The organism is Clostridium sp. D46t1_190503_E9 (assembly GCF_015555225.1).
Classification (GTDB): domain Bacteria; phylum Bacillota; class Clostridia; order Clostridiales; family Clostridiaceae; genus Clostridium.
On sequence record NZ_JADNKB010000010.1, the window covers coordinates 36,683 to 63,253 of the forward strand.

29 protein-coding genes and 1 tRNA gene are annotated in these 26,571 nt (G+C 26.9%); 27 read left to right on the forward strand and 3 right to left on the reverse strand.

All coding sequences use genetic code 11. The features are described from left to right. Positions 1–107 precede the first annotated feature (107 nt). From I2E83_RS12355 to yedF, 8 genes are all read left to right on the forward strand, one after another. Positions 108–266 (forward strand): DUF1540 domain-containing protein, encoded by a 159-nt coding sequence (locus I2E83_RS12355; protein ID WP_142690777.1) that lies wholly within the window; start codon positions 108–110, stop codon positions 264–266. 270 nt (positions 267–536) lie between these two features. Next, positions 537–1,676 (forward strand): mechanosensitive ion channel family protein, encoded by a 1,140-nt coding sequence (locus I2E83_RS12360; RefSeq protein ID WP_195265209.1) that lies wholly within the window; start codon positions 537–539, stop codon positions 1,674–1,676. 237 nt (positions 1,677–1,913) lie between these two features. Then, positions 1,914–2,972, forward strand: coding sequence for a selenide, water dikinase SelD (selD, locus tag I2E83_RS12365; RefSeq protein ID WP_195430054.1), 1,059 nt, complete (start codon positions 1,914–1,916; stop codon positions 2,970–2,972). Between the two features lie 228 nt (positions 2,973–3,200). After that, complete coding sequence (yqeC, locus tag I2E83_RS12370) at positions 3,201–3,941, forward strand: selenium cofactor biosynthesis protein YqeC (RefSeq protein ID WP_195430057.1); 741 nt, start codon at positions 3,201–3,203, stop codon at positions 3,939–3,941. A 103-nt stretch (positions 3,942–4,044) separates the two neighbouring features. Next, entirely contained in the window at positions 4,045–4,851 is an 807-nt protein-coding gene (gene yqeB, locus I2E83_RS12375) for a selenium-dependent molybdenum cofactor biosynthesis protein YqeB (RefSeq protein WP_195430061.1), read from the forward strand. 64 nt (positions 4,852–4,915) lie between these two features. Then, complete coding sequence (locus I2E83_RS12380; RefSeq protein ID WP_195265215.1) at positions 4,916–5,413, forward strand: molybdopterin-binding protein; 498 nt, start codon at positions 4,916–4,918, stop codon at positions 5,411–5,413. A gap of 16 nt (positions 5,414–5,429) precedes the next feature. Further along, a complete protein-coding gene (locus tag I2E83_RS12385; protein WP_195265217.1) occupies positions 5,430–6,416 on the forward strand; it encodes a molybdopterin-binding protein in 987 nt (328 codons plus the stop codon). A gap of 268 nt (positions 6,417–6,684) precedes the next feature. After that, positions 6,685–7,284 (forward strand): sulfurtransferase-like selenium metabolism protein YedF, encoded by a 600-nt coding sequence (gene yedF, locus I2E83_RS12390; protein ID WP_195265219.1) that lies wholly within the window; start codon positions 6,685–6,687, stop codon positions 7,282–7,284. 278 nt (positions 7,285–7,562) lie between these two features. Here yedF and I2E83_RS12395 read toward each other — a convergent pair whose 3' ends face one another. Further along, a complete protein-coding gene (locus I2E83_RS12395; RefSeq protein WP_195265221.1) occupies positions 7,563–8,123 on the reverse strand; it encodes an NUDIX hydrolase in 561 nt (186 codons plus the stop codon). A gap of 188 nt (positions 8,124–8,311) precedes the next feature. Between I2E83_RS12395 and I2E83_RS12400 the strand changes: the two genes are divergently transcribed. After that, positions 8,312–9,157, forward strand: a complete 846-nt coding sequence (locus tag I2E83_RS12400; RefSeq protein WP_195265223.1) for a hydroxyethylthiazole kinase — start codon at positions 8,312–8,314, stop codon at positions 9,155–9,157. A 72-nt stretch (positions 9,158–9,229) separates the two neighbouring features. Here I2E83_RS12400 and I2E83_RS12405 read toward each other — a convergent pair. Further along, positions 9,230–9,305: transfer RNA gene (locus I2E83_RS12405), tRNA-Met, on the reverse strand. Positions 9,306–9,497: 192 nt separating this feature from the next. Here I2E83_RS12405 and rbsK point away from each other — a divergent pair. The 13 genes from rbsK to I2E83_RS12465 all read left to right on the forward strand — a co-directional run bounded on the left by rbsK (position 9,498) and on the right by I2E83_RS12465 (position 22,300). Next, positions 9,498–10,427, forward strand: coding sequence for a ribokinase (rbsK, locus tag I2E83_RS12410; protein WP_195265225.1), 930 nt, complete (start codon positions 9,498–9,500; stop codon positions 10,425–10,427). Between the two features lie 5 nt (positions 10,428–10,432). Further along, positions 10,433–10,828 (forward strand): D-ribose pyranase, encoded by a 396-nt coding sequence (rbsD, locus tag I2E83_RS12415; RefSeq protein WP_195265235.1) that lies wholly within the window; start codon positions 10,433–10,435, stop codon positions 10,826–10,828. A gap of 17 nt (positions 10,829–10,845) precedes the next feature. Then, entirely contained in the window at positions 10,846–12,351 is a 1,506-nt protein-coding gene (locus I2E83_RS12420) for a sugar ABC transporter ATP-binding protein (protein WP_195265237.1), read from the forward strand. Positions 12,352–12,367: 16 nt separating this feature from the next. Beyond that, positions 12,368–13,306, forward strand: coding sequence for a ribose ABC transporter permease (locus tag I2E83_RS12425; RefSeq protein ID WP_195265240.1), 939 nt, complete (start codon positions 12,368–12,370; stop codon positions 13,304–13,306). Between the two features lie 20 nt (positions 13,307–13,326). Continuing rightward, on the forward strand, positions 13,327–14,241 hold the full coding sequence (gene rbsB, locus I2E83_RS12430; protein WP_195430063.1) for a ribose ABC transporter substrate-binding protein RbsB: 915 nt from the start codon (positions 13,327–13,329) through the stop codon (positions 14,239–14,241). A 73-nt stretch (positions 14,242–14,314) separates the two neighbouring features. Beyond that, complete coding sequence (locus I2E83_RS12435; protein WP_195430066.1) at positions 14,315–15,313, forward strand: LacI family DNA-binding transcriptional regulator; 999 nt, start codon at positions 14,315–14,317, stop codon at positions 15,311–15,313. 17 nt (positions 15,314–15,330) lie between these two features. Further along, the gene (locus tag I2E83_RS12440) at positions 15,331–16,143 is read left to right on the forward strand and encodes a transketolase (RefSeq protein ID WP_195430068.1); all 813 of its coding nucleotides are present in this window, start codon (positions 15,331–15,333) and stop codon (positions 16,141–16,143) included. A gap of 12 nt (positions 16,144–16,155) precedes the next feature. Then, positions 16,156–17,079, forward strand: coding sequence for a transketolase family protein (locus I2E83_RS12445; protein WP_195430069.1), 924 nt, complete (start codon positions 16,156–16,158; stop codon positions 17,077–17,079). Positions 17,080–17,462: 383 nt separating this feature from the next. Beyond that, positions 17,463–17,885 carry a hypothetical protein gene (locus tag I2E83_RS12450; RefSeq protein ID WP_195430071.1) on the forward strand — a complete coding sequence of 141 codons (423 nt, stop codon included), beginning with the start codon at positions 17,463–17,465 and terminating at the stop codon, positions 17,883–17,885. A gap of 346 nt (positions 17,886–18,231) precedes the next feature. Then, complete coding sequence (gene recQ / locus I2E83_RS12455) at positions 18,232–19,986, forward strand: DNA helicase RecQ (RefSeq protein WP_195430074.1); 1,755 nt, start codon at positions 18,232–18,234, stop codon at positions 19,984–19,986. Between the two features lie 355 nt (positions 19,987–20,341). Then, on the forward strand, positions 20,342–20,914 hold the full coding sequence (locus tag I2E83_RS12460; RefSeq protein WP_195265255.1) for an accessory gene regulator B family protein: 573 nt from the start codon (positions 20,342–20,344) through the stop codon (positions 20,912–20,914). Then, positions 20,911–21,039, forward strand: coding sequence for a hypothetical protein (locus tag I2E83_RS18190; RefSeq protein ID WP_008680297.1), 129 nt, complete (start codon positions 20,911–20,913; stop codon positions 21,037–21,039). The genes I2E83_RS12460 and I2E83_RS18190 overlap by 4 nt, the downstream gene beginning before the upstream one ends. A 10-nt stretch (positions 21,040–21,049) precedes the next feature. Further along, positions 21,050–22,300 carry an ATP-binding protein gene (locus tag I2E83_RS12465; protein WP_195265257.1) on the forward strand — a complete coding sequence of 417 codons (1,251 nt, stop codon included), beginning with the start codon at positions 21,050–21,052 and terminating at the stop codon, positions 22,298–22,300. Between the two features lie 86 nt (positions 22,301–22,386). On the opposite strand, the gene I2E83_RS12470 is transcribed toward I2E83_RS12465, so the two are convergent. Next, positions 22,387–23,583, reverse strand: coding sequence for an MFS transporter (locus I2E83_RS12470; protein ID WP_195430076.1), 1,197 nt, complete (start codon positions 23,581–23,583; stop codon positions 22,387–22,389). A gap of 170 nt (positions 23,584–23,753) precedes the next feature. On the opposite strand from I2E83_RS12470, the gene I2E83_RS12475 reads away from it, so the two are divergent. The 5 genes from I2E83_RS12475 (at position 23,754) to I2E83_RS12495 (ending at position 26,339) form a co-directional block, all read left to right on the forward strand. Next, positions 23,754–23,972 (forward strand): glycosyl transferase, encoded by a 219-nt coding sequence (locus I2E83_RS12475; RefSeq protein ID WP_195265261.1) that lies wholly within the window; start codon positions 23,754–23,756, stop codon positions 23,970–23,972. 95 nt (positions 23,973–24,067) lie between these two features. Further along, positions 24,068–24,541, forward strand: a complete 474-nt coding sequence (locus tag I2E83_RS12480; RefSeq protein ID WP_195265263.1) for a hypothetical protein — start codon at positions 24,068–24,070, stop codon at positions 24,539–24,541. 266 nt (positions 24,542–24,807) lie between these two features. Next, positions 24,808–25,110 carry a hypothetical protein gene (locus tag I2E83_RS12485; protein WP_195265265.1) on the forward strand — a complete coding sequence of 101 codons (303 nt, stop codon included), beginning with the start codon at positions 24,808–24,810 and terminating at the stop codon, positions 25,108–25,110. A 200-nt stretch (positions 25,111–25,310) separates the two neighbouring features. Further along, the gene (locus I2E83_RS12490) at positions 25,311–25,517 is read left to right on the forward strand and encodes a hypothetical protein (RefSeq protein ID WP_243249640.1); all 207 of its coding nucleotides are present in this window, start codon (positions 25,311–25,313) and stop codon (positions 25,515–25,517) included. A 291-nt stretch (positions 25,518–25,808) separates the two neighbouring features. Beyond that, positions 25,809–26,339 carry a flavodoxin domain-containing protein gene (locus tag I2E83_RS12495; RefSeq protein WP_195430078.1) on the forward strand — a complete coding sequence of 177 codons (531 nt, stop codon included), beginning with the start codon at positions 25,809–25,811 and terminating at the stop codon, positions 26,337–26,339. Positions 26,340–26,571 lie beyond the last annotated feature (232 nt).

Genomic DNA, 26,571 nt, shown 5'->3' on the forward strand with positions numbered 1-26,571 from the left:
TTCTAAGGATCAATAAAATAGATTAATTTCATCACTTTAAAATAGTTTTATTTTATGAATAGTATAACTTATAAAGCTAATAATAACTTTGTAAGGTGGTGATTTTAATGGATAAGAACCCAAGTATAAAATGTACAGTTGAACAATGTAAGTATAATAATACAAATGAAAAATATTGTACATTATCAATGATTCAAGTTGGAACTCATGAAAAAAATCCAACTCAAGTAGAATGTACAGATTGTGATTCTTTTGAATTAAGATAATAATTTTTTAGAATTACAAGCTAGATATTGGATTTAAATTAAATAAATCTAAGAGAAAAGAGAAAGGATAATTCCTTTCTCTTTTTATTTGTAAAATATATTAAATCTTATGACAAATAATTAGTGAATTTAAGAAGAATTATAGGAAATATTAAATTCATAAAATGGATAAAAATAAAGAATATAGGTAAAAATAATATTTGATATAAAAATGAAAATGTTATTTAGATTTATAGTTAACATTTTATAGAAATCCTTTTAGGAGGAACTATGAAAGAGATAGAAGATATTTTTACAGAATTATTAAAGATAAGTATAAGCAAATACATAATTGCAGGTATAGTCATAATTATAGCTTTAGCTATAAACAAATATATAATAACTAAGATTTTTGATTATATAATTAGGATAGTAAAGAGAACTAAAAACTTTGCAGATGATAGCTTGGTAAGGGCGTTGGAAAAGCCAATCAAGCTATATATAACATTATATTCTTTTTATGCATCATTAAAGATTATAGATTTCGATGGTCTGAATGTTAATACAGTTACAAGTGATAGATTAAAAAAAATATTTATAGTTATAGTAATATGTTATTTCTTTTACAATTTAACTCTAGAAAATTCTCTCTTATATACAAGAATGCATAAAAATGATGGAGGAAATACAATAGTATTTCCTTTTGTATCTATAATAATAAGATTAGTTATTATAGTGATAGGGGTAAGTTGTGTAGCCAGGGAATTTGGTTTTACTGGATTCATAGCTGGTCTTGGAATTAGTGGTGTAGCATTTGCACTAATGGCACAAGATACTTTTTCTAATTTATTTGGTGGAGTTATAATAGTATTAGATAGACCTTTTGCAATAGGTGATTGGATACAAACATCTCAAGTTGAAGGAATAGTTGAAGATATAACGTTTAGAAGCACAAAAATAAGGACGTTTTCTATGGCGGTTGCAACTGTACCAAATTCAAAGCTTGCAAATGAAAATATTATAAATTGGACACAAAGAAAACTAAGAAGAATACATTTTAAGTTCACTATTAAGTTTGACACTGAAGTTGAAAAAATTAAAAATTGCATAAGTAGAATTGAAGAATTATTAAATAGTCATGAAAAAATTGATAAAGATTTAATTATTGTAAGTTTTAATGAGCTATCAACTTATGGATTTGGAGTTTTTGTTTATTTCTATACTAATGAATTAAATTATAAATTATACGAAAAATTAAAAGAAGAAATAAATATGGATATATTAAGAATACTTAGAGAAGAAGAAGTAGAGCTTATGTTCTTTACTTTTAATTTTGGAAATGGATTAGAGAATAGAGGAGCAAATTGTGAAACGGAATGTACAGAACTAGAATCAATAAGAAATATAACTGAAGAAGAAAGAGGAAAATAGGGGAAATTAAAGCAAATGTTAAATTAAATTAATAATATATAAGATAGAAAGCATATTATATATTATTCTTAGTTTAGAGCTCAAGTGGGCATATGTAAGTTTGTTAATTAGTATTAAAAATGTTATGGAATAAGTAACTTATATATGTCCACTTTTTTTATGAAAATTTAGTGGTATAATTTAATTATTAAGTAAATTACATGAATTATAATAGAAGAATATATAAGAGGTGTTTATATGGGACTAAATAATAAAAAACTTACACAATTATCAACAAGATGCGGATGCGCAGGTAAGTTTACTCCTGATGGATTAGCAAAGGTTTTAAGTCATATAGAAGCCAATGTAGAGGATAGAGATCCAAATTTAATTGTAGGTTTTGATAAATCAGATGATGCTGGTGTCTATAAATTGTCAGAGGATTTGGCATTAGTTCAAACGGTAGATTTTTTTACACCAGTTGCAAATGATCCATATACATTTGGTCAAATAGCTGCAACTAATGCATTAAGTGATGTTTATGCAATGGGAGGAAAGCCATTAACAGCATTAAATTTAGCATGTTTCTCAGCAACTATAGGACCAGAAATATTAGCAGAGATATTAAAAGGTGGGGCTGATAAGATAAGAGAAGCAGGAGCAACAATAGCTGGTGGACATACAATTACAGATGAAGAAATCAAATACGGAGTTTCTGTTACAGGAATAGTTGACCCTAAAAAAGTAGTAACAAATTCAGGCGCTAAAGATGGCGATGTTCTTATATTAACAAAGCCTCTTGGATGCGGTGTTTTAACTACAGCTTTGAAGATAGAATTTATTACAGATGAAGAGTTTGAAGAAGCAGCAAATGTAATGTCAACTCTTAATAAAATTGCTTCAGAAGAAATGCAAAAAGTAGGAGTTAATTCTTGTACTGATATTACAGGATTTGGGTTTATAGGACATGCATATGAAATGGCAAATGGAAGCGAAGTTGAAATAGAAATAGATAGTAAAAAAATACCTATAATGAATAAAGTAATAGATTTAATAAAAGAATATTGTCTTCCTAGTGGAGCATATTCTAATGAAAAATATTTTGAAGAATGGGTAGACTTTAGTCCTGAAATTTCTGAGCAAATGAGACTTGCACTTTTTGATCCTCAAACATCAGGAGGACTATTAATTTCAGTTGAAGAAAGCAAGGCAAATGAATTATTAGAGAATATGAATAATAGAAGTCAAATAAAAGCAGAGATTATTGGTAGAGTAGTTAAAAAGGGAAGTAATAAAAATATAATAACAATAAGATAGTTAAAAAAATAAGTGAAGCTTATAATCTTCACTTATTTTTTTATATAATAACTTGAAATTTATTTAAGTTTATAAATATTTGTAAAATACTTAAAGGAAATATTTAAGAAACATGGTTAATTTAACAAAATTGTGTTCAAATATTTAACATATATACTATTTATTATATAATTATATTGTGGTTTAGAATTAGTATAGAAAAATTAAATAAGAATAGGGAGATAGTAATTGAAGCTGAAGGAGATTATAGGGATAAAAAATAAATCTGTAATATCTATAATTGGATGTGGTGGGAAAACAACTTTAATGTATTTATTAGCAAATGATCTTAAAGATGATAATAAAGTTTTAATATCAACTACAACAAAAATTCTCGTTCCAACAAGAGATGAGGTGGATTTTTTAGCTGTAGGTGAAAACCAATATCACTCTATAAGGGATAAGAAGAATAATGGAATTTACGCATATTCTAAAGCTATAACTAAAGAAAATAAATTTATAGGTATAAATGAAAGTGATATAAAAACGTTAACAAAAGATTTTGATTTTATATTATTAGAAGCTGATGGCTCTAAAAGGAAACCAATTAAGGGCTGGAATGATGCTGAACCAGTCATTTCTAGTGAGACAAACTTAACTATAGGAGTTATGAGTCTTGAATCATTAGGATTAGAAATAAATGATAATAATGTGCATAGATTATGTGAATTTAATGATCTTACTAATAGTTCTCTAGGAGAAGTTATAAATATAAATCATTTTGTAAAAGTAATATTTAATAAAGATGGTTTGTTTAAGTATTCTAAGGGTGAAAGGTTATTATTTCTAAATAAGGTAGAGACAATTGATGAAAATAATTTAAAGTTACTTATTAAGGAAATTATCAAAAGAAATGAAAAGGATAAGTTGTTAGATAAAATAATATATGGAAGTTTAAAAAATAAAATTTATAAAATAGTGTTAATGTAGAGTTTATAGATTACTAATTTAGAAGAGATTTATTTAAGTGAAGTAGTAAAGTTAAAGATATATATTTATTTTAATATAAATTATAAGAAAGAGGATGGGAGCTATGGATTTAGGGACTGTAATAGTAAGAGGTGGAGGAGATATAGCATCTGGAACAATACAAAAGTTATATAGAAGTGGATTTAATGTATTAGTTTTAGAAATAGAAAAACCAACTGCAATTAGAAGAAACGTAGCATTTAGTGATGCTATATATAATGGAGAAGCTGAGGTAGAAGGAATAAAAGCAATTCGTGCATATAATTTAGATGATATAAATAATGCATTTAAGAATAAATTTATTCCAATAGTAGTAGATGCTAATGGAGAGTTTATTAATAAAATTAAGCCATTTGTAGTAGTGGATGCCATACTAGCTAAAAAAAATTTAGGAACCAATAAGGAAATGGCACCAATAACAATAGCACTAGGACCAGGATTTGAGGCTGGTGTTGATGTTGATGTTGTTATAGAAACAATGAGGGGGCATAACCTAGGAAGGTTAATATTTGAAGGTTATGCAATGCCTAATACTGGTGTACCAGGAGAAATTGCTGGTTATTCAAAAGAGAGAGTAATATATAGTGAAGCAAATGGAGTTATAAAAAATTATAAATTTATAGGTGACATAGTTAAAAAAGGTGAAGTTTTGGCAGCAATAGGTAATGAAAAAGTATTAGCACCTATAGATGGGTTACTTAGAGGTATTATAAAAGATGGAACAAGAGTTGAAATAGGATTAAAAATAGGAGATATAGATCCAAGGTTAAAAGAAATAAATAATTATACTACAATTTCAGATAAAGCTAGAAATATAGGAGGTGGTGTATTAGAAGCTTTATTAATGATTAAAAATAAAAAAGGTATATGAAGTTTTTATTAATTATGTATAAAAATAATTCCTAATTAAAACATGAGAATTAGTCAAGAAAGGTATGGGATTAATGATAACAGCAGGGCTGATAACTGTAGATGATAAAGAATATAAAAAGGGAGATGATGATTATAGGGAAAAAATAATTAAAAGATATTTAGAAAATAGAGGGCATCAAATATTAAGATGTAAAATTTTAAAAAGTAATCAAGTAGATATAGAAAATGAAATGAAGTATATGAGTGATGAACTGAAAGTAGATTTAATACTAACAAGCGGAGGAATTGGATGTCGCCCAACAGATATTGTTCCAGAGGCAACAAGAAATATAATTATAAAAGAAGTAAGTGGTATTTCAGAGGGAATAAGATACTATAATTTGCAAATGAGTAAAAATATAATGCTCTCAAGAGGTGTTTCTGGTATTAGAGAAAAAACATTAATAGTTAATTTACCAGAGAATCCTAAATTTCTAATTTCATCCTTAGATTTTGCTTTAGGAACAATTGAATATGGAGTAGAAATGGTAATTGGTAGAATAAAAGATTGTGTTATATGATAAAAGAGGTGAACATATGAAAGTTATAGATGTAAGAGAGGCTATAGGATGTGCTTTATGCCATGATATTACTAAAGTAGTTCCAGGAGAATTTAAAGGTGTAGCTTTTAAAAAGGGACATATAATTGAGGAAAAGGATATAGATGAGCTTTTATCAATAGGAAAAGATCATATTTATATATGGGATGAAGATGAAAATTTAGTTCATGAAAATGAAGCAGCAGAATTTCTTAAAGATATATGTGCAGGTAGTGGATTGACTTTTTCAGAAGTTAAGGAAGGGAAAATAGAATTCTTTGCTGCTATAGATGGACTCCTTAAAATAGATTTAGATTTACTTGTTAAATTAAACTCTATAGATGAAGTTATTCTATCAACTATTAAGAATGATACAGTTGTTAAAAAGGGAGATAAAATTGCTGCAACTAAGGTTATCCCATTAGCAATTAAAAAAGAAAAATTACTTAAAGTTCAAAGTGTTGTAAGTAAAAAGATAATAAATGTTATTCCAATTAAACCGAAAAAAGTTGCAATAGTTACAACTGGAAACGAAGTGTATTATGGAAGAATACAAGATGCATTTAAAGGTGTTATAGAAAAGAAGATATATCCATATGGTTGTGATATTATTGGACAAACAATTATAAAAGATAATTTAGTAGAAATAAAAGAAGCAATAAATTATTGGCTTGAAAAGGGTGCAGAAATGATACTTTGCACTGGAGGAATGTCTGTTGATGCTGATGATTTAACGCCTAAAGCAATAAGGGAAATTGGAGCAGAAATTATTTCTTATGGCACACCTATTTTTCCAGGCGCTATGTTCCTAATTTCTTATAAAGGAGACATACCAATATTAGGATTACCTGGAGGAGTAATTTTTTCAGAAAGCACTGCTTTTGATGTGATATTACCAAGAGTTTTAGCCGGAGAAAAATTAACTAAGTATGACATAGCAAGTTATAGTCATGGAGGCTTGTGTATTGCTAACGATTATATATAAGGTATAATAAAGATTTCAAATTTTAATAAGATATCTATATAATCGATATTAGCTACATATAATTAGTAGTTTGATAACTTATATTAAAGATTAAATAATATATTCGATTTTAATTTTTCTATTATGTTTAAGCAAGTTCTTTATCTATTTAATATACATATAGTTTTAATTATTTGTAATATTAATTGAAGCATATATAAAATTAGCGCTATAATTAAAGTATAAGATAAAATAAAGATAGTAAATTATAAAATGAAGAGGTGGCAGTATGAATGTTATAGATTGCAAGGGACTAGCGTGTCCTATGCCTGTTATAAAAACAAAGAAATATTTTGACTTAGAAGATTCAAAGGAAACTTTAGTAATAGTAGATAACGAGGTTGCTAAAAATAATATATTAAGATTAGCTAAAGGATTAAAGCTAAATAGTAGTTTTGAAGAAGAAAATGGATTATATACAATTCAATTAGCAAAGGGCGAATTTACTACAATACATCAAGATGTATATAAAGAAGAAATTGTTAATCAGACAGTTGCTCCAACTATATTAGTTTCATCAAATTTACTTGGTAATGGTGATGATAGATTAGGGGAAACTCTAATGAAAGTATATATTAATACATTAGCGGAAGCAGAGGTGCTACCAGAAAATTTAATGTTCATAAATGGTGGAGTAAAGTTAACTTGTTCTGGGTCAGATGTTTTAGATAGTTTAAATTCTATGAGAGAAAAAGGTGTAAACATAATAAGCTGTGGAGCATGCCTTGATTTTTATAACTTAAAGGACGAGCTTAAAGTTGGCGAGATAGGAAATATGTATCAAATTATAGACTTAATGAATAGAAGTGGAAATACTATAAAATTATAAATATAAAAGCTACGATAAATAGAAAATGCTTTGTATTTATATTTTTCAAAATTTTTTTATTATTTTATTTATAAACTGCATATTTTAATAGTAGAAAGTTATTGGAATTAGTAAATTTAATAAGATATAAAGGGGGTCGCGTTTCGTTACCCCCTTTGCATATATAACCGATGAAGTGTCATGTGTAGTCTAAATCAATGTGATGATTTTTTTGTCAATAAAACACAAGATTTTTAGTGAAGAATAGATAATTACACAGAATTATCTATTTTCTATATTTAATAAAATTGTTTAATCTTTTGATTGAATTTTTCATATAGCTTAATCATATCTAGCTCTGTTGAGTAAACTCCAACCTCATCTATTGGAATCCATTTAACACCACTATTTTCATCTTCTTTTATGAAAAGTTCATCATTTTCATCAGCTTCTAATAAATAAGCAACTGATAAATGTAGGTGAGAAGCGATTTCTTTACCTTTTTTTATATGTGCAGGAACAGGTAAAACATCTAATGAAAAAATTTTATTATCTAATGCTTTTATATTTTTAACACCTGTTTCTTCTTTAGCTTCTTTTATAGCAACGTAAAGTAAATCTTCATCCCCATCAGCATGGCCACCAGTCCAAGACCAAGAGTTATATATATTATGATAAATCATAAGGACTTTTGTTTTATCTTTATTTACTATGTATCCAGAACTAGTGATATGGGCAAGTGGGTTTTCCCTAGTTAAAAGATTATTAAAATTATTTATTGCATATAAAATTGCTTCTTTATCGGCTATTTCTTGTTTAGTATAAGGTACATAGCTTTTAATTTCTTCTATCCAACTCATAAATTTCTCCTTTGAATTACTAATTTTATTAATTTTAATTATATAACAAAATATGTGATTAAACTATTAGCCTATAGAAAAATAAATATGTAACATATGAAAATATAGTCGAATAAAATATATCGATGTAGTATATGAAATAGAAACATCGGCATAATTTAAGTTCAGGATGTAAGAGAGGATACAAAATGCAAATTGGTATAAGGGCATTAGACGAGAGTTTGAACTTGCAGAAAAAAAAGAACCCTCTTATACACTGTATCTCTAATTCAGTTTCAGCAAAAGATCTAGCACAAGGAATTTTATGCTATAATGGTCACTCAATATTTAGTAATTCTACTGAAGAATCACCAGATATAACTTCAAAATGTGATTGCCTATTAATTAATTTAGAAGATTTAAATGCAGCAAGAGTAGATATAATAGAAAAAGCAATTAGAGTAGCAAGAAGAAAAGGTATCCCTGTAGTTTTAGATATAATGGGAGTTGATTTTTCGTTTTTTAGAAAAGAAATAGCATTAAGATTCATAAATAGATACAATATAAACGTCGTTAAGGGAAAGTTAGAGGAATTTAAAGTATTAATCCAAAGTGATGATAAATTAAAGAACAAAGACTTTACCAGTTCAAGGGTAAAAGAAAATATAGAGGTTAGAGTGAGTTTAAGAAGTTTTTCAAAAAGATTTAACACCATAACAGTAGTTCAGTGTGAAGATTATTATTTAACTGATGGATTTAGTGAGTTTTATTTAGAAGGTGAGCGAGAAAGGTTTAATAATATATTTGGTGTTGAATCAATATTGTGTGGATTAATTTCTGTAGGGGTTGCATCTGCAAGCAATAATGAACAAATATTTAGAGCCGTCTTAGTTGCTATTATGACTATAGCAGTAAGTGAAAAAATAGCTGTACAAAAGAACTTAAAACCTGAAAAAAATATATGGTTAAAAGAGTACTTATTAGATGAAATAGAGAATATAAATTCAGAAAAACTAAATAGATTAGCAAAAGTTGAATATTCATTTGTAAGATAAAGAAGATAAAATATTAACATCAAAAAGTAATTAATAAAAATTAAAAAGCTTTGGATATATCCAAAGCTTTTTTGGTTGCGGGAGCAGGACTTGAACCTACGACCTTCGGGTTATGAGCCCGACGAGCTGCCAACTGCTCCATCCCGCGATATTAAGTTACTAACCTTAGTCAGTGAATTAAGTATATCATTATTATAACATAAAGTAAAGGAAGATATGCAAAAATTTTTAGAATTTTTTAAAAAAAAGTACTTGAAAAACGTTTACAGATGGTTTATTATATAGTTAACCGATTTAGTAAACCGATTTACTAAAAAATAATTATTTAGGAGAGAGATTTATGAATAAGATATGTGTACTTGGAAGCATGAATATGGATTTAGTTTTAAAGGTTAAGGATATACCACAAGTAGGAGAAACTATTTTATCAAAATCTTTTGAAAAGATATCAGGTGGAAAGGGAGCAAATCAAGCAGTAGCAGCTAAAAGAAGTGGCTCAGAAGTAGTAATGATATCTAAGATAGGTAGAGATGATAATGGCTTAATACTTAAAAATAAATTAAAAGAAGATAATATAGATGTAAGTTTTATATATGAAGATGAAAAAGAAGCAACAGGAATGGCAATTATAATGGTTAACGATAACGGAAACAATTCAATAATAGTTGTTCCAGGATCAAATATGACAATAAATGAAGAAGAAATTAATAAATCAGAAAAAGCATTAAAAGAAAGTGATATATTAATATCTCAATTTGAAACACCAGAAGAAATTACTTTTAAAGCATTTAAAAAGGCTAAGGATTTTGGAAAAGTAACAATACTAAATCCTGCACCAGCTAAAAAAATAAATGATGAACTTTTAAAAGTAACAGATATTATAGTACCAAATGAAACAGAAGCAGAAGTTTTAACTGGTATAAAAGTAGAAAATTTAGAAGATGCAAAAAAAGCAGCAGAAGTTTTCTTAAATAAAGGAGTTAAATTTGTAATTATAACTTTAGGATCAAGGGGAGCTGCAGTAATAGGAAAAGAATTTAGTGAAGTAGTACCAGCATTTAAAGTAAATGCAATAGATACAACAGCTGCAGGAGATAGCTTTATAGGAGGCTTAAGTTCAAAGTTAGATGTGAAAAATCTGAATAAAGAAAACCTTATAAAAGCAGTAACATTTGGAAATAAGGTATCATCAATAGCAGTTCAAAGAAAAGGAGCACAACCTTCAATACCATATTTAAAAGAAGTGGAAGAGGTTTATGGAGAGGAGTAATACTAATGAGAAAGACATCATTATTAAATAGTAATTTAAGTTCAGTAATATCAAAAATGGGACACACAGATATGTTAGCAATTGGTGACTGTGGTTTACCAATACCAAATGAAACAGAAAGAATAGACCTAGCATTAATAAATGGAATTCCAACATTTATGCAAACTTTAAAAGCAACATTAGAAGAACTACAAATAGAAGAAGTAATATTAGCAAAAGAAACAGAAGATATAAGTCCAAAACTTTTTAAAGAAATAAAAGAAATTATAGGAGATGTAAAAATAACATTTGTATCTCATGAAGAATTGAAAAGAAACTTAAAGGAATGTAAGGCAGTAGTTAGAACAGGTGAACAAACACCGTATGCAAATATAATTTTAAAATCAGGAGTTGTATTTTAGTTAAGGAGGGTATTTATATGAGTACAAGAATACCAATGCTAAGAATGGAGGGAGTATCAAAGATATTCCCAGGGGTTAAGGCCCTAGATAATGTTGATATAACAGCTTATGGTGGAGAAGTTACAGCTTTAATGGGTGAAAATGGAGCTGGTAAGTCTACATTGATGAAGATATTAAGTGGAGTATATCAAAAAGATGAAGGTAAAGTATTTATAGATGGAGAAGAAGCACATATCAAAGGAATAAAATCAGCAGAAGAATATGGTGTTACTATTATCCATCAAGAAATGAGTGTCTTAAATAACTTAACAGTTGCAGAAAATATATTCTTAGGAAATGAAAAGTATCATAAGTTTACTGGGAAAATAAATAAAAAGGAACTTATAGAAAGAAGTAAATTATTCTTAGATCAAATAGGTGCAAATATAAATCCAAATACTCTTGTTTCTAGCTTAAATGTTGGGGAAAAGCAAATGGTAGAAATAGCAAAAGCTTTAACTAAGAATGCAAGAGTAATAATAATGGATGAGCCAACTACAGCTTTAACAGAAGTAGAAACTAAGAATTTATTTAAAGTAATAGACAGCTTAAAGAAAAAAGGAATTGCAATAATTTATATATCTCATAGAATGGAAGAAATATTTGCTATATGTGATAGAGTTGAAGTTCTTAGGGATGGAAAATATGCAGGGAATGCCTTAATTAAAGATATTGATAATGACAAATTAATTTCAATGATGGTTGGGAGAAAAATAGAAGACCAATTCCCTTACAGAGAAGTAAAGGTTGGAAAAGATATTTTAGAAGTTGAAAATTTAAATTCAAATGTTGGAATAAAAGATATAAGTTTCAGCGTAAAAGAAGGAGAAATCTTAGGAATAGCTGGTCTTATGGGATCTGGAAGAACAGAAGTTGCAAAAACAATCTTTGGAGAATATAAAAAGACTTCTGGAACAATAAAGATTAAAGGAAAAGAAATTGATATAAAAAATATTCAAGAAGCAATAGATAATGGAATTTGCTATTTATCAGAAGATAGAAAAAAAGAAGGCTGTGTTCTTAGCTTATCTGTAGCTGAAAATATGATTTTATCTAATTTAAAAAAATATGAAAGCAAAATGATGGCTATAGATAAAAATAAAGCAACAAAAGATGTTGATTATTACATAGATAAAATTAAGATAAAAACACCGAATAGAGATCAATTAATAAAAAATTTAAGTGGAGGTAATCAACAAAAGGTTATACTTGCAAAATGGCTTATGTTATCTCCAGAAGTATTAATAATTGATGAACCTACAAGGGGGATAGATGTAGGAGCAAAGAAGGAAATATACGAATTATTAAATGAACTTAAAGCATCTGGAAAGGCGATAATAATGATATCTTCAGATTTACCAGAAGTTTTAGGAATAAGTGATAGAATTCTTGTTATGAGTGAAGGAAAAATATCAGGAGAATTAAAAAGAGAAGAAGCTTCACAAGAAAGCATAATGAAATTAGCTGTTGGAATGAATAAATAGTTGGGAGGATACAATTATGAATATTAATATAAAAGAAACTGCATCTAAATACAAATCTCTTATAGGATTAGTGCTACTATGTGCGATAATCACATTTGTTACACCATCATTTTTATCACTATCAAACATTACTAATGTTTTTACACAAGTTTCAGTTAATGCAATAATTGCAGTAGGTATGACTTTTGTTATCTTAACTGGTGGAATAGATTTATCAGTTGGTTCAACTTTAGCAATTAGTGGAGCATTATCAGCATCAATAATCAAATCAACAGGAAGTGTTACATTAGCAATAGTAGTTGCAGCTTTAGTTGGTATAGCAATTGGTTTAGTAAATGGACTTTTAATATCAAAAGGTAAGTTACAAGCATTTATAGCAACACTTGCAACAATGACAATATTTAGAGGTGCTACTTTAGTATTTACAAATGGAACTCCAATTTCTAAGTTACCAGAAAAATTCGTTAATATAGGTAATGGAAAAATAGGATTCATGCCAATTCCAGTTATCATCACTGTAATCGTTTCTATAATAGCAATTTATGTTTTATCACAAACAAGATTTGGTAGATATCTTTATGCATTAGGTGGAAATGAAGATTCAGCTAGATTATCAGGTATAAACACAGATAAAATTAAAACTTTAGTATATGTAGTTTCAGGTTTTGCATCAGCAATTGCAGGGGTAATTATAACTAGTAGAATAGCATCAGCTTCACCAAATGCAGGAACAAGCTTTGAATTAGATGCAATAGCAGCAGTTGTTATTGGAGGTACATCATTAGCAGGTGGAGAAGGTAAAATCACAGGAACATTAATAGGTGCTCTTATCATAGGAGTATTAAATAACGGATTAAACTTAATGAATGTATCACCATTTTATCAATCAATAGTAAAAGGATTAGTTATCTTAATAGCAGTATTATTAGATAAGAAGAGCAGAAAGAAAGCATAATTGAAATAGGAGGAGATAACATGAAAGGTATAAAAAAGATATTAGCATTTTCTCTAGTAGCCATAGTTTCAATGAGTTTCTTTATGGGATGCTCAAATAGAAATAGTGACAAAAAGATTGGAATAGTTTTATCCACTTTAAATAATCCTTTCTTTGTTAGCATGAAAGAAGGGGCAGAAAAAGAAGCTGAAAGGCTAGGATTTGAGTTAATAGTTTTAGATTCACAAAATGACCCAGCTAAGGAAAGATCTAATGTAGAAGATTTAATACAACTTGGTGTAGTAGCCTTATTAATCAATCCAACAGATAGTGATGCTGTTGTTAAATCAGTAGAAGTTGCAAATAAGGCAAATATACCAGTAATTACTTTAGATAGACAATCAAATGGTGGAGAAGTTACAAGCCATATAGCTTCAGATAATATAAAGGGTGGAGCTATGGCAGCAGAATTTGTTTTAGAAAAGCTTGGAAATGAAGCAAATATAAATGTAGTTGAACTTCAAGGTATTCCAGGAGCATCAGCAACTAGAGATAGAGGAGCTGGATTCCATAGCATTTTAGATGATAAAGCAAATGTTAAGTTTGTTTCAAGCCAAGCAGCAGATTTTGATAGACAAAAGGGTTTATCAGTAATGGAAAATATACTACAAGGTAATTCAGATGTCAAAGTAGTATTTGCTCATAATGATGAAATGGCTCTTGGAGCAGCAAAGGCAATTGGAACAAGCAATGTTAAGGCGATGGTTATTGGATTCGATGGAAATGAAGATGCTCTAGATGCAGTTGAAAAAGGAGAAATGATTGCAACAGTAGCACAACAACCAGATTTAATTGGTGCATTAGGAGTTGAATTAGCATTAAAAATATATAATGGTGAAGCTGTAGATAAAGAAATAGCAGCTGATCTAAAAATTGTTAGTAATCAAAATTATTAGTAAAGTTGTCAAATAAATATTAATTAACTATGGTATAATCGTATATGTAAAACTGCAATAAGGAGTGGAATTTATGAGTAAGGTAACTCTTTTAGATATAGCAAAACATGCAAATGTATCTAGAACTACAGCCTCCATGGTATTAAATAATAAAGATATTAGTGTTTCAGATGAAACAAGAAATAGAATTTTAAAAGCAGTAAAAGAACTAAACTATATACCAAATTCTCTGGCAAGAAGTTTAAGCACAAAGAAAAGTTATACTATAGGCTTTATTATTCCAGATATAGAAAATCCATTCTTTGCAGAAATGGCAAAGGCTATTGAAACAGAAGCAGAAAAACAAGGATATAGTGTGATCTTATGTAATACTTTTAATAGCAGTAAGAAAGAAGAAGAGTATATAAGATTATTAATAAGCAAACTAGTCGACGGAGTAATAATTGTAGCAAATGGTAAAAGGAACAATTCTATAAGTATGCTAAAATCTAATGAGGTACCATTTGTTGTTGTCGATAGGCACATTGATGAAGTAGAAAAGATAAATGGTGTCTTTTGTGATAATGAAGAGGGAATAAAAATAGGTTTAGACTATTTAATAGGAAAAGGGTATAAGGATATAGCTTTTGTTGGGTCTACTCAAAATGAAGTGAGTTCAAATTCAAGGCTTAGATATTTTCAAAAAATATCTAAGCAATATGAAATTTTTAATGAACTTTTATTAGAAGAGGATGAAATTTCATTAGAAGGGGGAATAAATGCAACAGAAAGACTTATAATGAAAAATAATAATATTGATGTAATATTTTATAGTAGTGATATTATGGCTATTGGTGGAATCAAGTGTCTGATTAGAAAAGGTTTAAAAGTGCCAGAAGATATAGGAATATTGGGTTATGATAACATTGGAATATGTTCTTATATAGAGCCAGAATTAACTACAATTGCACAACCTATTTATAATATGGGAAAGGAAGCCTTTAATTTATTAATGGATGTTGCAAATAGTAATAAAGAAGAAAATATTATTAATTTAAAACCGTATTTAGTAGAAAGAAAAACAGTAAAATAGATTTGGTGGTGTAAAATATGAATAAAGAAAATTTAATTTCTGTTTCTAAGAATGTTAGAAAGAATATAATAGAAATGCTTTGTGAATCAAAGTCTGGACATCCAGGTGGATCATTATCTTGTGCAGATGTCTTAACATATTTATATTATGAAAAGATGAACATAGATGTAAATAACCCTAAATGGGAGCAAAGAGATAGATTTGTATTAAGTAAAGGACATGCTGCGCCTGCACTTTACTCAGTATTAGCTGAAAAAGGATTTTTCCCTAAAGAAGAATTAAAGACTTTAAGAAAAACAGGTGGATTACTTCAAGGACATCCAGATTCTAAACATGTTCCAGGGGTTGATGTTTCAACAGGATCACTTGGACAAGGAATATCTAATGCTGTAGGAATGGCTTTAGGATTAAAAGCCCAAAATAATAATGCTAGAGTTTATGCAGTATTAGGAGATGGAGAACTTCAAGAAGGTTTAGTTTGGGAAGCATCAATGGCAGCAGCTCATTATAAATTAGATAACTTAGTTGCAATAGTTGATTTCAATGGATTACAAATAGATGGTAAAAACGAAGATGTTATGGGAATAAATCCTTTAGATGAAAAATTTAAAGGTTTTGGATTTAATGTAATTGAATGTGATGGACATGATTATGAAGAATTAGACAAAGCCTTTAAAAATGCAGAAGAAACAAAAGGCAAGCCAACAGTAATAATAGCTAAAACGGTAAAAGGTAAAGGTGTTAGCTTTATGGAAAACCAAGCAGGATGGCACGGACAAGCACCTAACAAAGAACAAACAGAACAAGCTATTATGGAAATCATGAAATAGGAGGGATTTATAATGGGTAAGGCAACAAGAGAATCATATGGAATGGCACTAGTAGAATTAGGAAAAGAAAATGATAAAGTTGTAGTTCTTGATGCGGATCTTTCTAAGTCAACTAAAACATGTGATTTTAAAAATATGTTTAAAGATAGATTTTTTAATGCAGGTATAGCAGAACAAAACTTAATGGGAATGGCAGCAGGTCTTGCTAACGTAGGAAATATACCTTTTGCTAGTACTTTTGCAGTATTTGCTACAGGTAGAGCATTTGAAGTAATAAGAAACTCAATATGCTATCCTAAGATGAATGTTAAGATAGCTGCAACTCATGCAGGTATAACAGTTGGAGAAGATGGTGGTTCACACCAATCTGTTGAAGATATAGCACTTATGAGCGCACTTCCAAATATGACTGTAATAGTACCAGCAGATCACAGAGAAGCTATGCAAGCTACAAAAGCAGCAGCAAACTTTGTGGGACCAGTTTACTTAAGATTTGGTAGATGTAATACAGAAGATATATTTGATGATAACTATAAATTTGAAATTGGAAAAGGTGTAGAGCTTAGAGAAGGAAATGATGTAGCTATAATTGCAACTGGAATGATGGTTCAAAAAGCAATAGAAGCATCTGATAAATTAAGAGAAGAAGGAATAAATGCTAGAGTTATTAATATTTCTACTATTAAACCAATAGATAAAGAATTAATAATAAAGGCAGCAAAAGAAACAAAAGGAATAGTTACAGCTGAAGAACATTCAATTATAGGTGGACTTGGAGCAACAGTTTCCCAAGTTGTAACAAGTAATCATCCTACAATAGTTAAAACAGTAGGAATAAAAGATACATTTGGCGAATCTGGAACTCCTGATGAGTTAATGAAAAAATATGGTTTAACAAGTGATGAAATAATAAAAGCTGTAAAGGAAATTATTTAATATAGTTTTCAATAGATGCCCAAATCATAATTAAATATATAGATGGAAAAGATACCTTAATTTACATAGGTATCTTTTTTCTTGAATAGAGAATTATAATATCATTAATATGTAGTAAATTCTAATATTAAGAATTTACTACATATTAAATCAAATCAATAAATAATAAACTAAATTAATTAAATTTAATTTATTAAATATGAAATAAAAAGTTGTTTAAGACAAGCCACAAAAATAACTAAAGTTAACTAAACTTCTTGCTAATATTAAATATAAATTTAGATTAAATAAAAATATATTTTTAAATTTTAAGAATACAATTTAAAAATTTGCAAAATTATGATAAATTATAATTAGAGGAATTATTTAGGGGGACAGTCGTAATGGATGTTATAATATATAGACTAGTTTTAAATTACTTAGAAGAAAAAGTAACAAGTGACCTGAAGGATGAATTTATAAATGCATCATTACATTTCAATATAAATAATGATATTTATAAAGAGTATTCACCAATACAAATTGAATGCATGATAAATAAAATATCATCAGAAGAAATAATAGATTATGTTGAGTTATGTTCAGTATATGGCTATATATTATATAGAGCTGTGGAACAAAATAAACTTAAAGCTGAAGATAGAATAGAAATTCTACAAAGAGTTTTAGAAATAAGTAATTCCATAACTAGTTATTTAAGAAGTATGATAAATGAAAATGAATTATTTGAAAAATTATTAAATATAACAAAAAAACTTAATTTAACAAAAGAGCAAAATGATAAGATAATTAAAAGGTTAAATTAAGATGTATGTAAAGGTTAACTTATAAAATGAGAATTAAACATAATGATATATATTAACTTTCCGATTTTTATATAATATCTCCAATTTAATACATATCATTAATGAGGATAATTCTTCATTTGATAATTTAAAGTAATGAAATACAAGTTGGCGAAGATAAATAGATATGTAAAGAAGTATTAGATATATGCTTATTTCACAGTCTATTTATCTTCGCTATTGTTATATTATAGCAAAACATCCACAATTCTTTCATTTTTTAATTCTTTAATTATTTCATTATAAAATGTGTTTTAATAGTTAGAAAATATGGTAGAATTTTAAGGAGAAAGGAGTGATTAACATTATGAATAAAGCAATGGAAGTTTTGGAAAAATATTTTGGATATAACTCCTTTAGAGAAGGACAAAGTGAAATAATATCAAATATTTTAAGGGGAAGGGATAGCCTTTGCATTATGCCAACAGGTGGAGGAAAATCAATTTGTTATCAAATTCCTGCTTTAATTTTTAATGGAATTACTTTAGTTATTTCTCCTTTAATATCATTAATGAAGGATCAGGTTGATTCCATTAATGATATAGGGATAAAGGCAGAATATATAAATAGTACTCAAAGTTTAGATGAAATAAAGAAAATATTAAAGAGATGTTACGATGGAGAAGTTAAACTTTTATATATAGCACCAGAAAGATTAGAAAGTGAATACTTCAATAAGATGTTAAGAAAGCTCTGGATAAGTCAAGTTGCAATAGATGAAGCACATTGTGTTTCTATGTGGGGACATGATTTTAGAAAAAGCTATACATTTATAGCTCCTTTTATAAGAAGTTTAAATGTTAGACCTGTGGTTACTGCATTTACGGCTACAGCAACTACAGAAGTAAGAAAGGATATTTTTAAGCTTTTAGAACTTATCAATCCATATATGTACTTAGGTAGTTTTGATAGAGAAAATTTATCAATATGTGTACATAAGGAAGAAGATAAAGCAGAGTTTGTCAAAGATTATATAAGAGATCATGAAGAGGCTTCTGGAATAGTTTATTGTGCAACTAGAAAAGAAGTTGATGCTTTATATTATTATTTAAAAGAAAGAGGAATAGATGCAGCAAAGTATCATGGTGGATTAAAAGATGATGAGAAAAACTATTATCAGGAAGAATTCTTAAAAGATAATTTTAATGTAATGATTGCAACAAATGCTTTTGGAATGGGGATAGATAAATCTAATGTAAGATATATAATTCATTTCACTTTATGTAAGAACCTTGAAAACTATTATCAAGAAATAGGTAGGGGTGGCAGGGATGGAGAAAGAACAGAATGTCACCTTTTATATAATAGGGAAGATATAAGAACATTAGAATATTTAATATATACTACAGTTGGTAATACTAGAAAAGAAATTGAAATAAGAAAACTTCAAAGTATGGTTGATTTTTGTGAATATGATAAATGTTATAGAAGCTTTATTTTAAATTATTTTGGAGATAAAAATGCAAAGCCATATTGTAATAATTGCAGCAACTGTTTAAATAACGAAGAACTTAGAGATTTTACAATAGAAGCTCAAATGATTTTATCATGTGTATATAGAACTAGAGAGCTGTATGGTATTTCAGTATTAGTTGATATATTAAGAGGATTTAAGGGGCCTAAGATAATTCAAAATAACTTAGATAGCCTGACTACATATGGAATCATGAAGGAATACAGCAGCAAATTTATAAGAGATTTAATCAAGACTTTGTTAGATTTAGGATATGTTAATTTAAAAGAAGGTACATATTCAATGCTGAAATTAAATCCTAAATCGATAAAAGTATTAAAATCACAGGAAAAAGTTATTTGCAAATTAAGTGAAGATATTGAAGAAAAAATAGAAAATAAAGATTTATTTAATAAACTAAAATTATGGAGAAAAGAAAAAGCAAATATACTAGGAATAAAACCATATATTATATTTTCAGATTCAACTCTTATTGAACTTGCTAATAAAATACCAAAGGACAAGGATGAATTACTTAGTATCAGAGGTATGGGAGAAAAGAAATTTGAAAAGTATGGAGATGAGGTTTTGAATATAATAAATAAATAAATAAATAAATAAATAAATAAATAAATGATTTTATAGGAGTCTTCTAATATCGAAAAACTTAGAAGGCTTTTTTCATTTACATTAAAATGGAAAATATGTTATGAAAATACCTATATGAATATATATTTTATATAGGTATTTAATGTATAATAATAGATAGATGTTATGTAAAGTAAATCTCTTTAAAATATATTTAGAGTATATAGATTTTTTATTAATTAAATGTGAATAATACTTAATTAATATAAGAAATAATATAATAAAAAAAATAAAATTTAAAATACAGAAAAAAATATGTAGAATTATTGCACTTTATAGGTGCGGTATGGTAAATTAATAAGGAAAGATTTATATTATGGAAAAATTAATATATAAATTCGTTGATAGTTTAGGTGAATATAATAATTATAATGATGAGCAAATAGAACAAATAAAATATTCTTTAAAAGTAATAGTATATGAATTGATAAAAATAATATTTTTAATTATAATTTTTTCAATTTTAGGATATTTTAAAGAAAGCTTATTAATACTTTTTATAATGTCAATTACAAAGCCTTTTATTGGTGGTTATCACGAAGATACACAATTAAAGTGTTTTACTGCAACATTAATTTTAATGGTAATTATAATAATTTTATTCGAAAACAATAAATTAAATTTAACTAGTTCCATTGTTTTAAATTTTATTAGTATATTTTCTGTTTATAATAAGGCGCCAATAATAAATGACAAAATGCCTATTACAAGGGAAAATCTTATTAGAAAAAATAGAAAAATTGGAATTATAAATGTAGTAATACTGACTCTGTTATCTCTTATGATGTTTGAAGTTAATTGGATTTCACAAATAATAGTTTGGACTATTTTAGTACAAGCTATATTAATGTTTAATAAATATAAAGAGATAGGAGGGAAAGGTAAATGAAAATGAAGAAGTGGCTAGGCTCATTAATGTTATTATTATCAGCAGTTTTAATAAATGTTGGTCCTACATCTGTAATGAGTGTAGGTGTAGAAGAAATGCCAGACTCAATTAAAAAACTAAGATAGGGGACAAAATATGCTTACTGGATTGATCGATATCATAATTAGTATTATTCAAAGTGTTATGTTTATTATTGCATCAAATTATTGTGTGAATAAACAATATAAAAAAAGTAAATTACAATTAAATATTTTAATAGCAATAACATCATTTTTTGTAATCTTTAGTACTTATTTATTAGGAAATTCAAGTTTAGGAATAATAGTAATACATATGGGACAATTACTATTAACAAACTTAATGTTTAAAGATGATAAATTAGGAGCTACTATTGGGTTTAGCATAATATATTCAATAATTGGAATAAGTGCTAATTTATCCTTTGTAATATTTACAATATTTAATAATATTTCAACTTCTGATAATATCTATGCAATTATAATAATTTTGTATTTTCCTCAATTTATTATTTCATATTTTGTATTAAAGAATATGAAGTTTATTCATAAGATAAATTTGATAATTAAATCAAGAGTTTCGTCTATAATTACTTTAATAATAGGAACTGTAGTGTTTGATTTTATAATGTCATTTTCACGTATTATTAGTGATAAAGACAATCCAGTATTCAAAGAAATAATTTTTGTATTATTAGGTGGATTTATTATTTTTATCTCTTGGCATTTTATAAATATAGATAAAAATTCTAAGAAGGTACATATATTAAATAAAGAATTAGAAAGTAAAATTAATGAACTAAAAAAAATAAAGCATGATTATGGTTCACAGATTTCATATTTATATGGTGCATATCTAATGGAGAATTATGAAAAATTAGGTGAGTTATTAAAAGGAATAATAGAGGGAAATGATATTTCAACTCAAGTTAAAGTTCTAAGTTCTGATGACTCTATTATATCTCAAGTAGTTAACTCTACTGATTTAAAAGAAGTGGATGTTCTAATAGATGAAAAGGCTGATTTAAAAGATACTAATATAAGTGAGTTAGAACTTCATAAAATTATTTCTAATATAGTAAGAAATTCTATAGAAGCATTAAAAGGAAGAGGGTTATTAATGATTAATAGTTATTACTCTTATAATTATGTTATAATAAGCCTTCAAAATAATGGACCGGAAATTGATAAAAATATAATTGATAGAATTTTTGAAGAAGGATTTTCTACAAAGGAAAATAAAAATGGAGATAATGGATTTGGGCTACATATAGTAAAAGAGATAATTGATAAAAACAATGGAGATATTAGTGTAACAAGTAATAAAGACATAACTAAGTTTGTTATAAAGCTACCTTTACATATTTAATAAGAAATATAAAACATATATAAAAGTATTTAAAAATGTAATTATATAAAAATAAGTGGGAATTTGCTTGAATTCCCACTTATTTTTTATACATTATGAACTTTTATTTTTCTATTCATTTTAGACAGGATTATTCCAATGATCAAAAGTATTGGAAATATACTTGAAAATAAAATTCCTATTTTTATATTATCATTAAAAATACTAGATATTCTACCTACAACAGTTGGACCAAGTGAGCAGCCTACATCACCTGCAAGTGCTAAAAAAGCAAACATTGCAGTTCCACCTTTTTTTAATATAGATGAAGAGATACTAAAGGTGCCTGGCCACAAAATGCCAACTGAAAATCCACATATACCACATCCTATAAGAGATAATAAAGGTAAAGGTGATAATGAAATAATAAGATAGCTTATAAAGCAAAGCAAACTGGATGCTATCATAGATTTTTCTAGATTAATTTTTTCACCTATTTTACTATAGACTGTTCTAGATATACCCATCATTATTGCAAAAAGCATTGGACCAGCTAAATCTCCAAGAGCTTTATTAACACTAAGACTTTTTTCTGCAAAAGTAGATGCCCATTGACTAACAGATTGTTCGCTTGCTCCTGCACATATCATTAAAAGTATCATTATCCAAAAGAATTTATTTGAAAGTAGTTCTTTAATTGTTAATCTACTTTCACCTTCTTCAATCAAATGTAAAATAGGAACTTTTATAAAAAGAAGAGTGTTTAGAAGCGGTATTACAGACCATAATATTGCAAGGTACCTCCAATTTAAAATTCCAAATATACTAAAAAAGATTGTTGATATTAAAACTACAGCAACGTGGCCCCAACAATAAAAGGAATGTAATAAACTCATTGCAGTTTCCTTATTATCTGTTGGGCAAGCTTCTACTATAGGACTTATTAGAACCTCAATTAATCCACCACCAATAGCATAAATCATAACTGAAATTAATAAGCCAATAAAAGGATCACTAAAAATTTCAGGTAGAATTGTTAATGATATTAGCCCAAGCCCTGCACAAATATGAGCTATTATTACAGAAGCTCTATATCCTATTTTATCTATAAACCCTGCAGAAAGAAAATCAATTAATAATTGAAAACCAAAATTAAAAGTAACTAAAAATGTTATTTTTGAAATTGGTATGTTATACGATGATTGAAAGGTTAAAAATAATAATGGAACAAAATTATTTATTATTGCTTGCACAATATAGCCAATAAAAGAAGCATACATTGTATGTTTATAAGTAAAATTCATGTTATCCTCCATTTTATAAATTCAAGTTAAAGAGTACAAGTTATATTATACAATAAATGAATATATTATATCAGTATTTATGTTGAAAATATTAACATATTAATATTTATTTGGTAAAATATATATAAAAGGAATAATATATTGTTAAAAATAGAAGGGAGCATAATTTTATGAAAAATCAAGTTAAATATTTTTTAGCTGGAATTATTACAATCATTTTTAGTTCATCATTAGGCTATGCAACACTTAAGATAATTTATGCAAATAAAAATTTAACAGGAGAATTTGATGCATTATTGAATGGATTTATCCATTCATACATGTTGGTTGGGGTGTTAATATTTAGCATTGGATTTTTTAATATGATTATTGAAAAGAAAGAAAAATAGGGTGAAAATATTTTTTTGTATAGTGCTAATAAAATTATAGGTATATTTAAATTTTAATAGAATAAAAGATTCATGTATAAAGGAATGTATTAGATATGAAAAAAAGAAAAGTTAACAATTCGATAAAAATTACATCTATATTAATTATTATTTTATTATTAGGAGCCTTTATAATAAATAAAATAAATCCTAGCTATATTTCAACAATGGGACTTAATAAATTTTCACTAACGAGTATTGGGGATACTTCAACAAGAGGTGTTAAATTAATGGACATAAATAATAATATAATTACCTTTGATGCAGGGTCTTTTAAGAAGTATGTTCATATATTATTAGGTAGTTCTAAAGGTGAAAATATAGAAGATGGATTAAAATTTGACATTATAAATCCTAAAGGAGAAGTAGTTGACAGTGGAATATTATATGCCGGTAAAAGGGTTACTGAAGTCTATGATGGAATGTCTGGAGAGTGGAAAATAGTATTACACTTTGAAGATGATGATGCTAGTTCAATGATAGATTATGGGTATTCTATAACATCAAAGAGAGAAAAATCATGGCGATGATTAAACCATCCATGAAATATCACGGTTTAATGCTGGTATACCTGGATATGTAATTAAATGTAGACCAGTTTAATATCAATAAAGTAAATTGATATATTTTTAAAATATCGTAAAATTTTTCTAATTAATACTGTAGTTTTTGGGATAGGTATTATGTTACCTTTTCAGAGCACTATGAAATTAATGTTAAAACTAATGATATGAAAAGCAAGTAATTGTACAAAAACTAATTAGGAAAACAATAGTAATAAATTAGGAGGGATATTATGCTTTTTTTTATTTGTGGTGTGATTATACCAATGTTGTTTATTGTATATAATTTTATTTGTTTTTCTAAGAAGAAAATAATTTATTCAGTAAAAATTGAAGACTTTAGAATAATTAATGAAGATTTTTTTAAATTACAATTAATCTTAAGTTGTATAAATGCTTTATTTGTATCAATAAATGCTTATATCGCCGATAGAATTAATTATATTATTGGTTTTTTACTTTTTATATCTATATTTTGGGGAATTAATTATTTAATAAAATTTGTTGCTAAATTAAAAGGATATATAAAGAGATAGATTTTATTGATGATTGTATTAAATTGAAGCAATTTATTAATTAAATAAAAAATAATGACTCAAAATTTTTCTAAGAGTAAATTAGATTATAAAAGCCTAAAAATAATTTCAATATTAATTATTTATTTGGAAGAATTAACAATGGTAATGCGATTTCAATTCCACTTGGATTAAATTTTGGGTGGGCAGCTGAAATTAATTTGCAATGTATATTAGAAAGGTTATTTGATGAACCATTTGGAAAAGGATACCCTAAAAAAGATGCACTAAGAAAACAAGCAGATACAAATTTATTGAAATTTATAAATTCTATTACAAAAAGAGAACTTATAGATGTAATTCCTAAAATGGACAGAGATTTTATGCAAAAGGTTGTAAAAAGAGATAATGTATATAGATATATATAGAAATATGGACAAAATAATGAATTGAAAAAGTTATTACAAATATATAGATGAATTAAGTTTATAGTTGGAGCAGTATTTGGGATGCTATTTGGAAAGCATATATGGGAAGATAGTAAAAAGCAGTACAGAGAATATTTACAAAATGATATTAAAATAAGATAGGAAATAATAAAATAATTTTGAAAAATAGCAAAGGATAATTCAACTCTAGAAAACTTTATTGAAGATAATGGGCAACTTTAAAATATAAAATAAATATGATTATCAATAAAACATTAATAGGAGTGAGTTATGAAAAAAATTGTTATTTACAAATCTAAATCTGGATATACAGAAACATATGCGAAATGGATTTCAGAAGATTTAAATTGTGCTTTAAAAGCAGCTGATGATATTACAATTGAAGAACTTGAAAAATACGACGTAATCATTTATGGTGGAGGACTTTATGCTGTTGGTATAAATGGAATAGCATTAATAAAGAAAAACTTTAATTTATTATGTAACAAGAAAATCATTGTTTGGGCAACAGGGGCAAACACTGGAAGGGAAGAAGAACTTCAACAGGTATGGAATTATAATTTTAATAAAGAGCAATTAAAGTCTATTAAAACATTTTACTTAAGAGGTGGATTTGATTATAAGAAGTTAAATAAAATAGATAAAATTCTAATGAACATGTTAAAGGTAAGATTAAAATTAAAGAAAGTAAGAACAGAAGATGAGCAAGGTATGTTAGAAGCGTATGATATAGCAGAATATCATTGTGATAAAGAAAATACTAAGGATTTAATTGAGTATGTAAAAGGGTTAATTGTATGATAGATAAAAAAAGCATTGTAAGATAAGAGCATGATGGTTATAGGTATAATATTAATAGCAATTATACTTTTCTTTGTTGCAAGTTTTGTATATGAGATAGTTACTAATATATGGATATATCTTGTTTGCTAATTTATGAATGGTACTATAATAACATTTATAGCGATGGCATATAAGAAAAAACTTGAAAGTAAGTAAGGTTAAAAATTTGTAGTTATTGAAAATTAAGAAA